Source organism: Algoriphagus sp. NF (genome assembly GCF_028823735.1).
GTDB lineage: Bacteria > Bacteroidota > Bacteroidia > Cytophagales > Cyclobacteriaceae > Algoriphagus > Algoriphagus marincola.
Window position 1 is genome coordinate 40,978 of record NZ_JAPEIB010000002.1, and the last position, 15,499, is coordinate 56,476.

Consider the following 15,499-nt stretch of genomic DNA (forward strand, 5'->3'; position numbering starts at 1 on the left):
GGCCTGTCCCGAACACGATTCGGGAGAATCTCGCATTATTGACCGTATCCCAAGTGCGTGAAGTCCTTCATGCCTATCTGCCTCAGACAGGCTTGATCTCATCCTTTCTTAAATACAAATCTGTTTTCTCCTACACCGAATTTTTCTTTGGCTCTCGGTACGTTTTGATAAATATGCTCTACTCTATCAAAATCAGCACCTCGATTCAATCGAACTATTTCAATCGCACCATTTTTTTCTAATTCTTCGGAAAGTTCATCAGGGGTAATTCGTGTATTGATTGGAACCATCACATGGTCAAGCATATAAAAAATTCGATTCGGGGGGATACCTAGCCCCTTCAGGGTTTGCTGGGCAAAAGGTTTTGGCACTTTACAAAGGATCGCCCTTAGAATTTCAATTTGATCCCAAAAAATACCCCCTGGTTTCTCGATTAAATATTGCCAACCCCATCCACCTGATTTTAATACCCTCAGCTGTTCAGAAATGCCTTTTTTCCAATCTTCTGCATGATGCAACACCCCGTTACTGTAAACAATATCGAAAGTATCCTCGTCAAAGGGCATTTCTAATACTGATCCTTGTACAAAATCTACATTATCGATATTGGCCATTGAAACTCTTTTTTTGGCATCTTCCAGCCCTATCTCTGAAAAATCAATCCCGATACAAGCCTTAGAGCCTAGTAATTTCCATGCTGTGGTGTACCGACCACCCCCACAGCCTTGATCAAGTACGGTCAACTTGCTTAAGTCTGAAAAAGAGATTCCATTTCGGTTTAATCGCAGTTCCAGTAACTTTTTGGCTTCCTCAAAATAGCTTTTGGAGTCAAAAGCACTGAATAAAGTCCCATAATGTTGGCCTGTATGCACCTTTATTTCTTTGGCAAAGGTGTCCTCAGGAGTATATTCAAGCGCTCCAGAAAAGACTCTCTCATAATTCCCCATAGCTACTAGGCCCATTATTTTCTCTTTCAACTCAAGGAGTGTATTAGAAAAATGGCTGATCGGATCATTGTCGAGGTGAATATTATCCTCAAAATCATGAAATAAAAAGGGGACAGTCAGTGTCCTAAGAAAGTTCATGGAAGGAGTTTGTGGCAAGCTATCTAAAAATGAAATTAAGCTCTTTGGTGCTTCGCCGTAAGTACCTTCTTCGATGCAATCTACTATATCTTCTAGTCCTCGAGCATCTCTAATATCAAAATCACTCCTAACCATACTGTTTTATTTTAGTCAATACATAATTGTTTTATGAAAACGAAGTGGTAAAGAAGCCAATAATTCTGCTATTTTGGTACCGGCAACCCCTCCTCCATATACATGAGATGAGTCTGCTTTTCCGTTTTGCTGATGAGATTTGATTGCGTCAAAAATCTGATCTCTGTTATAAGTCACATCGAGGACATTATGACCTCTATCTCGTGCATTTTGTCTACTTCCAATATTCACTACCGGTACTCCTAAGTAGGCACACTCTCGAATTCCTACACTACTATTGCCTATCAACCCTTTTGAATTGATCAATAATCTCAAAAAATCATTTGGCTCCATATTTTTGAAAAAATGGAAATTTTCCAAATCATGCATTTCTCTAAACGCCCTGATACCCGTACTTGTACCATCTGCTCCCGCATCAACATTTGGCCAAAACCAAAGAACAGGCTCATTAAGATTGTACACTGCATGAAGCGTCTCTTCAATTTGGGCCCTTGATTTTTGAATCTCAGTAGTGACCGGATGCTGCATAACCACCCAGTATCCTTTGGACAAATCAGGCCTGGAGCCCACTCCCCCATATTTGAGATATGGATCGAAATTAAAATCAGGTCGTTCGAGAATTCTAGCTGCTAAATCAATACTTGGACAACCTGTATTAAATACAAATTCTGGATCTTCACCAAGTCTAATTACCCGCTGCTGCGCACTTTCAGATGCGACAAAATGATAATCTGCAAGCTTGGTGATAGAATGCCGTACCTTTTCATCAATATTTCCAGTCACTTCTCCACCTTGAACATGGGCGAGCGGGATATTCATATAGCTAGCAGAGATAGCTGTTGCCATGGTTTCAAACCTATCTGCAACCGTGACGACTATATCAGGAGATAAATTATCAAAGACAGTAGATAATTCAAGAATTCCTATCCCGGTTGTTTTGGCCGCTGCAGTGAGATTCTCTCCTTCTAGGACATTGAATACCTTAGCTGCAATCTCAAAGCCATCATTTTGGATATAATTGATAGCAGACCCATATCGGTCTAATAGTGCCGAGGCTGCGACTACCAGTTGAAGCTCCAAGTCAGGATGCTCCTTGATAGCTTGAAGGGCCGTCATAATCCTGGAATAAGATGGCCTTGCAGTGACTACAACACAGATTTTCCGTTTGTTCATATTAGCTTTCAAGATCCTCCCAATTTAAAAACCCCCACTGAGAAAGATCTTTGTTTAATTTTTTTCCAATTACATCGGCGTAGTCCTTTGCATCTATTCCAAAGCCTTTCGGTTTTTTGCTTTCCAAAAATTCAGGCTGGATGATGTCTCCTTTTTTCATTGCACGATTGACAGCCAAACTTTTTTCAAAAATCTTCTTTAAATCTTGAAAAGGCTTGATCTGAGTTTTATCGATAGGGTTTTTCAGTGCTTTTTGAATAGCCTTAATGCCCTTCACCATTTGCTCTGTCTGATCTATAGTGATACTGGCAGGAGTATCAGGCCCAAACTGTCTTTTATCAAAAACAACATGAAATTCGAATATCTCTGCTCCTAAAGAGGCAGCTGATATACATGCAAAAATATCTCCGCTATGATCAGAAAAACCAATGGGCAATTGGTATCTGTCCTTTAACTCTTGAATTACATTGAGTCCCCATTGCTCTGGAGCAGTGGGGTAAGCTGTTGTACATTGTAAAATAGATAGGGAGTTTCCATACTTTTTCAAAAACTCTATTGTTTGATCCAATTCCTCCCAGCTACTCATCCCTGAACTCAGAATGATAGGTTTTCCGGTTTTAGCAATTTTTTCAAGCATTAACCAGTTCGAAACCTCACCAGACCCTATTTTATATCGCTTTACACCAATTTCTTCGAGCCAATCGACTGCAAGATTGCTAAATGGAGATGAAATCAGTTCTATACCATGAGAATCAGCGTATGCCTTGAGGCCCTTCCATTGATCCAAAGTAAACTCCATTCGCTTCCAATACTCAAATCTGGTAGCATCCTGCTTTGAAAATTTCACCCGAAATGGCTCGTGGATTGAACTCTCAGCCTCGGCGATGTGAGTTTGGAATTTAATGGCGTCAACCCCTGTCGCAGCTAATGCTTCAATGTAAGCATAGGCATTTCCAAGGCTTCCATCATGGGCTTGGGCTATTTCTGCGATGATCATTTTATTTTTTGCTTTTTGGAAAGAAAGACCAGTTCTTTTTTCAAATGAAACACTCTCAGCCAGATTTCGAGAATCAACAATGAAAATAGAATACGTGCATAGGTACTATTTGATCGCTGTCTATGCTGCTGAAGAATGGAGCGAATTCCTTCCTTATTAAAATTAAAATAAGATTCGGATAAACCCTCATCAAGAAACGATTCTAATTGATCTCCCCATGGACCTTGTAAATAAAGCCAATAAGGAATCGTAAAACCACGCTTGGGAGGATGCCAAGATTCGCCACTATAGTCAGAAAGAAGCGACTTACTCAACTCTTTGTCCACCCCATTTGGCATCAGCGATTCCACTGGAACTTTAGATAGGAAGTCAACTAACTCATGATCGAGAAAAGGAGCTCTCACTTCCACCGAGGAGTGCATAGCGGCACTATCTACTTTAAAAAGAAAATCTCCAGGGAGTCGGGTTTTCACATCCAGTCCAAATGTAAGTTTCTCCAAATTCCTTTTATAGTCTATTTCGAGAGATGGGATCAAAGATTTTGGATAGTTCTGCTCTTTTCCTGACCAAAATATACATTGAAAAAGACTCGCGCCAGAGAGATTATGACGCGAATATAAGCCCTGCCATCCATTCAGTAACATCCTTTTTTCGTCATTGAGAAAGGACATTAGTTTGCCAGAAAGGGCTGGATTCTTGACTGAGAATGCCCAATCAATAAACTGTTGCCCACCTGGTATACTTTTTCGCTTCAGTTTCAGATATCGATTTGGCCGATTGTAAGAACCGAATATCTCATCCCCTCCATCTCCTGAAAGCATCACCGTATATCTATCCTTAATTTGCTCCGTTACCATGAAACTGGGAATTAATGAAGCATCTGCTAAAGGCTGAATATCAGTAAGTATTTTACCCAATACTTCTAGAGAATCTGTGTTTACCGGAACAATTTCATGCCTTATCCCGAGTTTTCTAGCTAAAGACTTTGCTCCATCGGTCTCATCCGTGGCCTCTTCATTAGTAGCCATGGTCACAGCTTGCAAGTCTGGTTTGATCTCGTGAGCTATAGCAGTGATCAAGCCAGAATCTACTCCTGCACTGAGAAAAGTTGCTACCGGTACATCAGCATGCAGTTCTCTTTCCACTGTTTGGAACAGTTTCTCTTTTGTCTGTTTTTTCAGCGAATCAAAATCAATATTCTCTCCAACTTGGGTGGGGTAGTTGTAATATTGACCCCAATTCTTGGCTCCATCTTTGGAAATCGAAAGCGTAGAGGCTGGAGGAAATACGTTTACCTCTTGATAAATAGAATGATGTAAATTGATATAAAGATACTCGACAAGGTCTATGACAGCATCCTGATTAATCTTCAACTCCCTCGGGTAAATGGTTCTCAGAGCATTCAACTCAGAGGCAAAATAAAAACCATCTCCATGGTTTATAAAAAAGATGGGCTTCTCTCCAAATCGATCTCTTGCTATAAACAGCTCTTCATTCTGCTCATCCCAAATAGCAAATGCAAACATACCCGTCAGGTACTCACAGAGTCCTTTTCCCCAATGAGCATAAGCCGCCAGAATTACCTCCGTATCGGAAGTTGTTGTGAATTCGTATCCCTGTTTTTGCAAAGAACTTCTAAGCAGCTGGTAATTATAGATTTCACCATTAAATATGATTCTCAATCCCAAATCCGCCCTATAAAGCGGTTGATCAGCTGCCTGAGAAAGATCGATGATGGAAAGCCTATTATGTCCAAGGATCGCAGAATCTCCTCTCCAAATCCCCTTTGCGTCAGGGCCTCTATGATTCTGTAAATCCAAAGCGAGCTTTAGCCTTTGTTCATCATCATTTGATATAGAACCTTTAAGAGAATATTTTCCGACTATGCCACACATAGACTAGGATTCAAGCGCATGTAAATAGTTTCTTTCCCAAGCCTGATAATCATGCCAGTTTGAAAGCCAATCTCTCATTTCCTCATCACTGATAGTATTACTGGACTTTTTGGTGAGAAGCTTATCAAAAGTATCCACCCAACAGGAAATACTATTTGGTTCCATTACTAATTCTGAGAAGGGACAGCCTGATACTACATCAGGTATTCCTCCCGCATTTGAGGCTAATGCGAAATTTCCGCATTTGACAGCTTCAGCAAGGGAAAGTCCAAAGCCTTCTTGCCACAATGAAGTGAAAAAATAAAAATCTCCTATTTGGAGATATTTAGGTAATTTTTCGTTGGGCACCTTACCAAGTTGATGCCAATTGGGATAAGAAATGGATTCATCAGGTTCGTGCCCAATGCTTAAAATTTGAAGGTTGGGATATTTTTTCAAAAGAACAGCAATCACCTTTTTGAACAAGTGAAAGCCTTTTACAGGCCGAGAATTGGCCATCCAAATGATAATGGGATTGTCAACAGAAAGGCCTAATGCTTCTCGCTGCTTGTGTTTTTCAGATCTAGAAAGCGGGAAGAATAGGTCACTACGCACACCATTTCCCACAACAAATGAAAGTGGAGGATGCTGATGGTTTGCTTCGAAAGTCTCTAGATAGCCTCGCTTTGTCAAAAAAAGAACTTTATCAACCCGATCAGCAAGATAAGGACCCAGCAATAGTCGATGTCCATGAAAAGAAAAAATAATCTCCGAGTACTTGGGAAGATTAGGCTTGATGGAAACGAGAGCTTCCAGCAGGTTTTTATCATCCATCACGAGGATCTGAAGAGGCTGAGAAAGCGATCCAAAAGAAAGGACTGCGTCTAAAAATTTTCTACAGCGAAAAGCCTGAAGATTGTTTCTTAAAATAAGCTTTAAAAGCTTTCCCGGTTGCCTCTTTTCAGCAAAAATATGAAGTTGAGATGGAGTTGGAGTTGGAGAAATAATTCTATCAAAATATCCTGTTTTCTCCTGAAATCTTTGAATTCTATTGGTCCAACTCCCAATACTTTTAGTGGGAAGACCAATTGGGGAAAGTAAGATTTTAAAAAATTGTCTTTTATCTTCTTTGATCAAAATTCCTGTAGTTCTACCATTCTTTTGAAGACCTTACTAGAATTGACAAGTGATTCAAAATTCCCTTCACCCACTATATCCCCTGAATCCAAAACGAGTATTTTATCCGCTTTCTTCACCGTACTGAGTCTATGTGCTACGATGATAATAGTGTATTTTCCTCGAAGATTGTCAATATTTTCCTGGATTGAGCGCTCAGTCTCGCTGTCTAATGCGGAAGTGGCCTCATCCAGAATCAAGACGTCTACATTTTTATATAGTTCTCTAGCTATGGAGATCCGTTGTTTTTGCCCACCACTCACCAGCATTCCATTGTCCCCCAATTTCGTATTTTCCTTTTCAGGAAGGGAATTAACAAAGGTATTGATATTAGCAAGGCGAATTGCTTCCTCAAATTTTGCTAAATTTTCTGGAGATCGCTCATCCCAAAATGTAACATTATTGAAGATATTATCATTAAAAATGACTGGCTCTTGAGTGATGTACCCGAATCGCTTTCGGTAGGAAGCTTTATCAAAACTACTTCGAGTTTGTCCGTTGATAAGAATTTCACCGGATACAGGTTCCAAGAGTCCGATAATTAAGTTTACCATCGTGGTTTTGCCACTTCCTGAGCCTCCCACTAAGGCGAGCGTTTTGAGTCTCTCTACTTCTAAATTGACCTGCTTTAGCACTGGTATATCCTGCTTATATTCGAAGGAAAGATTTTGAAGTTGGATTTCTTTGATTTGCTCAATTTCAGGTCTTTTTCCAGTAGACTCTTTTAGCGAACGAAACTCCTCCATCAATTCCATTGCCGCAACTATTCCTCCATAATGCGCGACAAATCCTTGCCAACTAGTTTGAAGTGATATGACATAATTTAAGGCTCGGTAAAAGAATAAAAGTGAGGCAAGAATAGTCGCCATCTGACCTCCCATCAGATTGACCTGCACCAAAATCACCACCGCTACAATAATGAGAACTATCGGCTCTCGAGTAGAGGAAAGAAAAGCATTGTAAATCCCAATTTTACGTTGCTGAACTTCTATGGAGTCAATAATAGCCTTCAGCTTCAGCTTATACTTGGCAAAGTAGTCTGTAGCCTTCAAATACTTGAAGTTATGAACTGCCTGAATCAGATAAGACTGAAATTCATGGTTGAATGCGGTCACACCAACCGATGCTTTCTCAGTAAATCTAAAAATAATCTTAAAAAGAAAATTGGAAAGGTATCCACCAATACTAACTAGGATCGCAAACTGAAAATTGGAAAGCATCGCTAGCGTCACATAAACCGACAGCAGTACCATGAACTGTATGGTACTGAAATAAGTCAAAAAGCTATAAGTAACCTTGAATACTTCGCCGGAAAGAGTGTTTTGAATTTTACCTGCGTCAAGATTTACAAAGTTTTTGTAGCTCATTCCGCCAAGTCCCTCTACCATTTCATACCGGAGCTTTTTGACAAATTCCATCTGAAGTTTTGTCTTCAAGATCCCATCGAAAAACTTCAAAATTGACTTCAGGACAAATAAACTGACCATTACGCCGAGTATAACGTTGAGATTCAGTCCAAAGCCCAACTTCTCAATCCAGTCTAAAAGAAAGTCGAGATTCCCAAGGGCTTGTCTGTTTTCCTCGGTGATTCCATCTGCGGCTATGGTAAATACAGGAATAAATAGTGCTAAACCAAACCCATCCAATAAACCTACGAATAGGCTGGAAACTATCAGAAGAATGACTTTATTACCTAGATACTCGTAAAAAAACGAGAAATATCTGAAATACTTAGTGATGAAACTTTTCAAAAATCTAAATTAAATGCGAAATCGCTTTTTCTGTTTCTTGTCAGTATCGTAGTATCCATACCCATATCCATATGAATATCCATACCCTCCATATGACACTTTGGTGGCATCCAAGCCATTGAAAATTGCATAAATATTCTTGACCCCTTTCTGCTCTTTCAGCCCATTCACTGCATCGATGAAGGATTTATCGGAGTAGTTTTGTCTAAACACAAACAGAGTGAAATCCACAAGTGTAAGTAGGTCGAGGGTTTCCGAAACCAAACCAACTGGTGGAGTATCCAAAATGATTACATCATATTCAGCCTTCAATTCATTGATCAACTTCTCAAAATTGACTGAAAACAGAAGTTCTGATGGATTGGGAGGAATTGGACCTGCCACGATTAAGTCAAGGTTTTCATAATTGGAATGCTTGACCACGTTGGACCACTCATCTTCTTGTCCACTTAGGTAGGTAGATAGCCCGATATCATTTTTCAAACCAAAATCATCATAGATTTTAGGCTTTCTCATATCACAGCCAATCAATATGGTCTTTTTACCAGTCAACGAATAGACTGATGCTAAATTCATTGCACAAAATGTCTTTCCCTCACCTGAAATGGTGGAAGTAATCATAAAAGTCAGTTGCTTTTCCTTAGGCACCAAAAACTTAATATTAGATCTCAAGGAACGAAAACCTTCTGCTATTCCTGATTTGCCATTTCCAAAAACCACTAGATTCTCCTTTGTCTTATTAAACAAAATAGTAGACAAAACAGGTATTTTAAGTTTTCGCTCAAGATACTTAGGTTCTTCTATTTTGGTTCGGAAAAACTCCAAAGCAAACACTACCAAAACAGGCAAAAACAAACCAGCAAAACCAGCTAGCAGGTAGTTTCTGGTAGGCTTTGGTGAGATCTGAAGCATTCCTGCTCTAGCATATTCGATGATCTTGTTAGCAGGTGTATTTGAAGCTTTTGAAATAGCAGACTCTGCCCTTTTCTCAGAAAGGAAGTTATATATATTCTCAGTCAGTGTGGCTTGACGCTGGTATTTAATCAGGTTCTGCTCCGCTTGTGGAAGACTTCTAAATGATGATTCAATAGTTTTTTTTCTATTCTCAAGATCATTGATGGTCATGAGGTTATTGCTCTCCACATTAGTCAATATCTCTTGAATAGATGTATTCAAGTCGGCAAGTCTTTGATTAGCTGCCCGGACTTGCGGTGACAGTTCTGTTTGAGTGGCAAGGAGACGTGACCTTTCTACCTGTACTTCCAAAAGATTCTCGATCAATCCATTAAGATACGGATCATCGATCCCTAACCCCGAAGGAACCACGATTTCGTTGTAATTTTCACGAACCAAATAATCTTTCAGGCTTTGATAATATCGACGCTTAAGACTAGCTTCTGCTATTTGTCTTTCGATATCAGTCAACTGATCGAATACTGCAGAAGACTCGGTGGAAAGGTTGAAAATCTGATTGGATGATCGATAGTCTTGCAATTGATCTTCAAAGGAACTTAAAGAATCCGCAACACCCGCTACCTGACTGTCTATAAAATCAATTGTTCTATTGGCAATTTCATTTTTCTCCTGAAGCTCAAGTTCAAGATAAGTCTCCATCAGCGCATTGAGATAGGTTTCTCCTTTAGCCCTATTCCTTACCATGAGACTCAAATCAAGAATGGAGGAACCTTTTTCTGACAACTCAACAATCAAACCCAAAGAATAAACATTCACAAGATAGTTTTGATCTCTCAGGATGAAGATGGAATTCCCCTCATTTGAAGCTGCGGTATTATTTATCCTCACTTTGAGTTGAGGAGTTTCTACCCACTCGCCAAACTTAAAGGTCTTGGGCTCCAAATTACTAACTGCGTCATAGCTTCCGTCAGGAAGGAGTTGGGTATAACTTTCTTGCGGAAACTCTATTGTGTAATTTTCAGCATCTGTCCAAGTCACCTTAATTTGTCCATTTAGCAACTGAGGAGACTTCCAATCTACCTCTACCACAATCGGGGTCTTTTTATAGATTTCTTGAAGTATAAAAGTGCCCTGCTGATAGTATTCAACCTGAAAATCAAGCTTTTCAAGAGTAGCCTTAGCAATGGGGCGAGACCTGAGAATAATCGTCTCATTGGTAAGACCCATCCCCTGCTCCTGCATCATTGCTGGGTTTTCGAAAAGTGACAATCCCTTTTCATTTTCTTTAATGAAAAATTTGGAGGAAACCCTGAAGTTTGGAGGAGTAGTTTGCGTGATATAAAACGCAATTCCTAAAGAAATAAGTAAACTGCCTAAAATCCAAGGCCAAATTCGCAGGATCTTGGGAAGAATCGCCTTTAAATCAAAGGTGCTTTCTTCTTCCTGTAGGAAATCATTTTCTTCCTGATCTACAGACATATTTTAATTATTTTGGATCAAAGTCAAAATGAGCGCAATCGCTGTCACTGTGGTGGTAAATAGCGTCAAAGTCTCTACCAAGGTATTCCCTGCACCGATTTCCCTTACTTTCATCGGTTCGGCATAAATCATATCGTTTGGCTTCAAAAAGTAATACTCGGAGCCTAAAAGCTCCCGGTCAAGCAAATTGATTTTATGAATTTGAGAACCATCAGGGTATTGTCTTACAAGGAGAACTTCATCTCGCTTGGCTAGTCTACTTAAATCACCTGCGAAGGCAATTGCTTCAAAAATCGTAACCCTGTTTTGGAGAATTGTATATTTTCCTGATTGGTTAAATTCTCCCAAAGCACTAAATCGAACCCCCCCTAATCTGACGCGCACGAAATATTCATCCTCCTTGACATATTTAACTACCTTAGACTCTACAAGCTCTTTTGCTTCTCTGGTTGTCAATCCCAAAAATTTAAGCTCGCCAACAAGGGGTATTTCTACCATTCCTTGATCATCAAGCGTGTAACCATTCATGAAGAAAGCATCCCCTGCGCCTTGAGAGCCTCCCATTTGAGCCATATTGTTGTTTTCAGCTACTACCACGTTGAAAACCTTATTAAGCTCTGGATCGGTAGTTTTGATACTTACTTCTACAATATCATTGACCTGTAAAAGGTAGTCTTCTGTTTGATAGCCATATCGATCACTAGACTCTACAAGCGGCCCCAAAGACTCCTCGAGCTCCTGCATGTAAATCACTTTTTTATTGGAAACACAAGAAAAAAGGGCGGCAACGAGTACCAACCCAAAAATTATTGGTCTAATCAATTTTTGCATAAAAAGAATTTTGAGAATTACTCTATTCAGAAATTTTGTTTCAAAATTAGTAAAATATTAGACTTTACTATTGGGAAATTTAAAGTCTCGCATCGACTAAACCCTTCCCTAAAATCCCCTTCACATCGAAAACCACTCGATTGGCAGATTTAGAAATATCCATGCCTTTAAATTCTTTATGTGCCACGGCTAAGATAATTGCAGAATAATCCTCAAGTTGCGGGGACTCGGGAAGTAAAGTCAATCCATATTCATGCGCTACTTCCTGAGAATTGGCCCAAGGATCAAAGACATCCACATCCATGTCAAAAGACTTTAGCTCATTGTAAATGTCAATAACGCGGGTATTCCTCACATCAGGGCAATCTTCTTTGAAAGTAAAGCCCAAAATCAAAACTTTTGAATCAATCACTTTCAGATCCTTGCGCATCATGTGTTTGATCGTTTCGGTAGCCACATGCTTACCCATACTGTCATTGAGTCTTCTACCGGCTAAAATTATCTCTGGATGATAGCCTACTTCTTGGGCTTTTTGAGCAAGATAAAAAGGATCTACTCCAATACAATGTCCACCTACCAAGCCTGGCTTAAACTTCAAGAAATTCCACTTAGTGCCGGCAGCCTCAAGTACCTCATTGGTATCGATACCCAAAAGATTGAAGATTTTTGAAAGTTCATTCACGAAAGCAATATTGATATCGCGTTGTGAGTTTTCAATCACTTTTGCTGCTTCAGCGACCTTTATTGAAGAAGCCTTATGCGTACCTGCGATGATTACGGTTTTGTAAAGCTGATCGACGTACTCAGCAACTTCCGGCGTGCTTCCTGACGTCACTTTTAAGATCTTTGCTACTGTATGCTCCTTATCTCCAGGATTGATTCTTTCTGGAGAATAGCCTGCAAAAAAGTCCTCATTGTATTTTAGTCCTGAGATTCTTTCTAAAACAGGTACACAATCATCTTCTGTCACACCTGGGTATACCGTAGATTCATAGATGACCACATCTCCCTTTTTGAGATATTTTGCGATATTCTCTGAAGCCTTAATCATGGGAGTCAATACCGGGCGATTGTGCCTATCTGTAGGGGTTGGAACTGTAACAATGTAAATATTACAATCTGATAGATCCTCAGATAAAGCCGTATTAAAAAGGCCCTTGGACCCTATTTTTGGGCTACTTTTCACTAACACTGATTGGAGTAATTCATCCTCCACTTCCAGCGTGAAATCGTGTCCCTCATTTAGGTCATTTATTCTCTTTTGATCTATATCGAACCCAACCACCGGGAATTTTTTGGCAAACTCCACAGCCAACGGCAGGCCAACATATCCAAGCCCTATGATGCCAATTTTTGATTCATTAAGTGATTTAAGCATAAAAACTAATATTGTTAATAGTTAAAATCCGAAACAGCTTCGCCCTTTCAGTCCCAAATTAACTTGAAACCTAAATGTCCATCAGTTAGAATATGTCTAACCCTCAAGATTAACTGATACTGAGGATCGAAAAGATAAGAGTGAGTACCAAAATTACTCACTTCAAACTCAGGGCAAAACTAATAGAAAAGGCTTGAAAAAAAACCTCTTCCAACAATTTCAATCTCCAAATCGGTAGAGTAGGTTTAGATTTAAATAGAGTGCCAAGTCAAGATTCTTTTGTGGAAAATCCCGACTACTTGATAAATTTGATTTCCATTGATAATTATAGCTGGAGATAAGTTGGGCTTTACTTCCAATAGTCAAATTTTTGAAAGATTGATCCCACAACAGGCCGATACTGTAGTCAATCCATGGCTGTCTCCCAGAACTTCTACCAAACGCACGGTAGAAGAAATCCTGATGATTTGCAAGACGTTCTAGAAGGATTCCCCGCTTATTGAGTTTAGAGACTTTTGATACTTCAAAGCTCATTACATTCGATCCCACTCCGGCCCCTACTCCCAAAGCTTCCCCTCTATTCACAAAGCCTCGTGCAAGCCCGTGCGTATGCCAAGTCTGATTACCTATTAGGCCAGGATACCGAATGTACCGATTGACAGATTCCTGCTGGTGGGTGTATTCTCCTCTTATTTGAAGGAAATCATCCCCTTTGTTTAAGGCAATTAATTTTTGAAAGCCTATCAAATATGCTCGGGCATGTTCGGGATTAAGAATAAACTCCCGCCAATTAAAAGCGTGATCTCTTCGCCCATATTCTCCATAAATTTCAAATTTGGCAGAGGTAACCAGGTATCTAAAAGAAACTACAACTTGCTGATCCTGACCTTTGCTATCATAGCTAACGGAATTACCATTTGAAAACAAGCCTTCTTTTTGAAATACTTCAAAAATCGGAAACCAATCTAAAAACTTGTCTCCTTTAAGACTATTGTATTGTTGAAAGGTCCTACTAAAACCAAAAAACAAATTTGGGAGAAATATGGGGTTATAACTGATTGAAATCCCATTTAAATAACGCCAATCCCCATCAAATTCTTTGAAGTATCGTTGATTCAAAAAATCAATTTGTGTAGGTGGCTGCAAACTATTTTCCAGACGCCCCACGATCAATTGACCTTCAAAATTCCCAAGAAAGGTTTTTGCTGGCCTTTTGGTCTCTAGCGTAATATGCGGAAAACCTTCTGCATTATCGCTAAATGTCAGTGAATTGAATTGCCCTGGTCCCCACCAAATATTTTCGGTTGAAATCCCAATAGCGAAGGCGCCAAAATTCAATTTTGCTGAAGATTGTCCCCACCATAGCCGATTATTTGGGCTAGTCCCAAATCGCTCAGGGTTATCTCCATTATTCCAATAAAAGAACCTTGATTGTAGAACTGGGGTAGAAAAATCACTCCCAAAGCCTACAAATGGCCTGTTTTGTCCAAAAACAAACTCCGGCTGCAATTGCAATTCAAAAAATCCAAGTTTTGCAAATATCCCTGTACTTAGATATGTCTGAAACCCAACATTGGGTAGCATCCCTTTATTACCCCAACCGTAAGGCCTCTTAGAATTGTAGGTATTTCGAGAAATTAAAGGAAGAGTTAATAAACCTATTTTCGTCTCTTCTTCGATGATTTGGAGAAATAGATCGTCCTCCAAATCCTTATTTAATTCTGGCAACCTCAAAGGACGAACCATAAAGGAGTGCATACTACCTAGCTCTCCAGCCAACTGTTGCCTCCGATAATACTCTTCATAAATCGGAAGGCCAACATTGAGCTGTTGACTAAATGAGTTCAAGAAAAAAATGAGCCAAGACCCAACAAAAAGGAGACCTTTTTTCAAATTTATTTCCTCAAAAAGGTATTATAAACAAACAAGGTGAACCAACGAGGCATAATACGTATAGGAAATCGAAGAAGAAAGCGAACCAGTGAATTGAATGGTATTAGTCCTTCTCGATATGCAAATAGAAAAAACCTTGCTTCATTTAAGCCATATTGTAAGCCCTGTCTACGGCCCAGCATATCTTTTCCTAGTCGAAAATCAAGCAGAGAATCTTGAAGATTATGAAATCTCTTTCCCGCCTTAATCAATCTAAACCATAAGTAATAATCCTCAAATAAGATCATTGATTGATAAGATCCTACCTCCAAAATGGCCGATTTTCTAAAGAAGACAGTAGGGTGATTAAAAGGGCATCTTTTAAATGCAAATCGAATAATATCCTCGTGTTTTTCTGGAACGTTTTTCTTTCTGCTCAGGTCACCGGGAGCTTCTATAAACTCGGTAATATTTGCCCCAATCAAGTCAATATCAGGATTTGCTTTTACAAAAGCCACCTGCTTTTCAAAGCGCTCCGGATGACAGAGATCATCTGTATCCATTCTTGCTACCCATTCAAACGAACAGTGCTTTAGTCCCTCATTTAAGGCATAACCTAAGCTCTTGTTTTCAGGTAAGACAACGAGCTTCAACGGCAATAAATCCTGAAAAATATTGATCATTTGATCTAACTCAGGAGTCAAAGGACCATCTTTGACTAAAATGATCTCATCTGCTTGAAGAGTCTGATCGACCAGACTTTGAAAAGCTAATTGCAGATTTTCGGGTTTTTCTCGAAAATAGATCGAGATAAGGACAGAAAATTTCAAAAG

General features: G+C 39.5%; 11 protein-coding genes. All 11 read right to left on the reverse strand.

Translation table 11 applies throughout. The features are described 5' to 3' along the window. Nucleotides 1–98: 98 nt before the first annotated feature. The 11 genes from OU792_RS01130 to OU792_RS01180 all read right to left on the reverse strand — a co-directional run bounded on the left by OU792_RS01130 (nt 99) and on the right by OU792_RS01180 (nt 15,496). The gene (locus tag OU792_RS01130; protein WP_274669246.1) at nt 99–1,220 is read right to left on the reverse strand and encodes a class I SAM-dependent methyltransferase; all 1,122 of its coding nucleotides are present in this window, start codon (nt 1,218–1,220) and stop codon (nt 99–101) included. A 15-nt stretch (nt 1,221–1,235) separates the two neighbouring features. Continuing rightward, nucleotides 1,236–2,393, reverse strand: a complete 1,158-nt coding sequence (neuC, locus tag OU792_RS01135; RefSeq protein WP_274669247.1) for a UDP-N-acetylglucosamine 2-epimerase — start codon at nt 2,391–2,393, stop codon at nt 1,236–1,238. A gap of 1 nt (nt 2,394) precedes the next feature. Next, complete coding sequence (locus OU792_RS01140; RefSeq protein ID WP_134202229.1) at nt 2,395–3,390, reverse strand: N-acetylneuraminate synthase family protein; 996 nt, start codon at nt 3,388–3,390, stop codon at nt 2,395–2,397. Beyond that, nucleotides 3,387–5,285, reverse strand: coding sequence for an asparagine synthase (glutamine-hydrolyzing) (gene asnB / locus OU792_RS01145; protein ID WP_274669248.1), 1,899 nt, complete (start codon nt 5,283–5,285; stop codon nt 3,387–3,389). The genes OU792_RS01140 and asnB overlap by 4 nt, the downstream gene beginning before the upstream one ends. 3 nt (nt 5,286–5,288) lie before the next feature. Continuing rightward, nucleotides 5,289–6,098 carry a glycosyltransferase family 4 protein gene (locus OU792_RS01150; protein WP_274669249.1) on the reverse strand — a complete coding sequence of 270 codons (810 nt, stop codon included), beginning with the start codon at nt 6,096–6,098 and terminating at the stop codon, nt 5,289–5,291. A gap of 299 nt (nt 6,099–6,397) precedes the next feature. Further along, complete coding sequence (locus tag OU792_RS01155; protein ID WP_026944758.1) at nt 6,398–8,191, reverse strand: ABC transporter ATP-binding protein; 1,794 nt, start codon at nt 8,189–8,191, stop codon at nt 6,398–6,400. Nucleotides 8,192–8,200: 9 nt separating this feature from the next. Continuing rightward, nucleotides 8,201–10,585: a GumC family protein gene (locus OU792_RS01160; RefSeq protein ID WP_274669250.1), complete on the reverse strand. Its 2,385-nt coding sequence runs from the start codon at nt 10,583–10,585 to the stop codon at nt 8,201–8,203. A 3-nt stretch (nt 10,586–10,588) separates the two neighbouring features. After that, nucleotides 10,589–11,416, reverse strand: a complete 828-nt coding sequence (locus OU792_RS01165; protein WP_246628781.1) for a polysaccharide biosynthesis/export family protein — start codon at nt 11,414–11,416, stop codon at nt 10,589–10,591. Nucleotides 11,417–11,495: 79 nt separating this feature from the next. Continuing rightward, nucleotides 11,496–12,794, reverse strand: coding sequence for a nucleotide sugar dehydrogenase (locus OU792_RS01170; protein WP_274669251.1), 1,299 nt, complete (start codon nt 12,792–12,794; stop codon nt 11,496–11,498). A 219-nt stretch (nt 12,795–13,013) separates the two neighbouring features. Beyond that, a complete protein-coding gene (locus tag OU792_RS01175; RefSeq protein WP_274669252.1) occupies nt 13,014–14,642 on the reverse strand; it encodes a capsule assembly Wzi family protein in 1,629 nt (542 codons plus the stop codon). Between the two features lie 47 nt (nt 14,643–14,689). Then, on the reverse strand, nt 14,690–15,496 hold the full coding sequence (locus OU792_RS01180) for a glycosyltransferase (RefSeq protein WP_134202222.1): 807 nt from the start codon (nt 15,494–15,496) through the stop codon (nt 14,690–14,692). Nucleotides 15,497–15,499 lie beyond the last annotated feature (3 nt).

Bases quoted from the DNA above. Each gene is read 5' to 3' on its own strand.
- OU792_RS01140 (WP_134202229.1), bottom strand. From the start codon at position 3,390: ATGATCATCGCAGAAATAGCCCAAGCCCATGATGGAAGCCTTGGAAAT.
- OU792_RS01160 (WP_274669250.1), bottom strand. From the start codon at position 10,585: ATGTCTGTAGATCAGGAAGAAAATGATTTCCTACAGGAAGAAGAAAGC.
- OU792_RS01165 (WP_246628781.1), bottom strand. From the start codon at position 11,416: ATGCAAAAATTGATTAGACCAATAATTTTTGGGTTGGTACTCGTTGCC.
- OU792_RS01150 (WP_274669249.1), bottom strand. From the start codon at position 6,098: ATGGATGATAAAAACCTGCTGGAAGCTCTCGTTTCCATCAAGCCTAAT.
- OU792_RS01170 (WP_274669251.1), bottom strand. From the start codon at position 12,794: ATGCTTAAATCACTTAATGAATCAAAAATTGGCATCATAGGGCTTGGA.
- neuC (WP_274669247.1), bottom strand. From the start codon at position 2,393: ATGAACAAACGGAAAATCTGTGTTGTAGTCACTGCAAGGCCATCTTAT.
- asnB (WP_274669248.1), bottom strand. From the start codon at position 5,285: ATGTGTGGCATAGTCGGAAAATATTCTCTTAAAGGTTCTATATCAAAT.
- OU792_RS01130 (WP_274669246.1), bottom strand. From the start codon at position 1,220: ATGGTTAGGAGTGATTTTGATATTAGAGATGCTCGAGGACTAGAAGAT.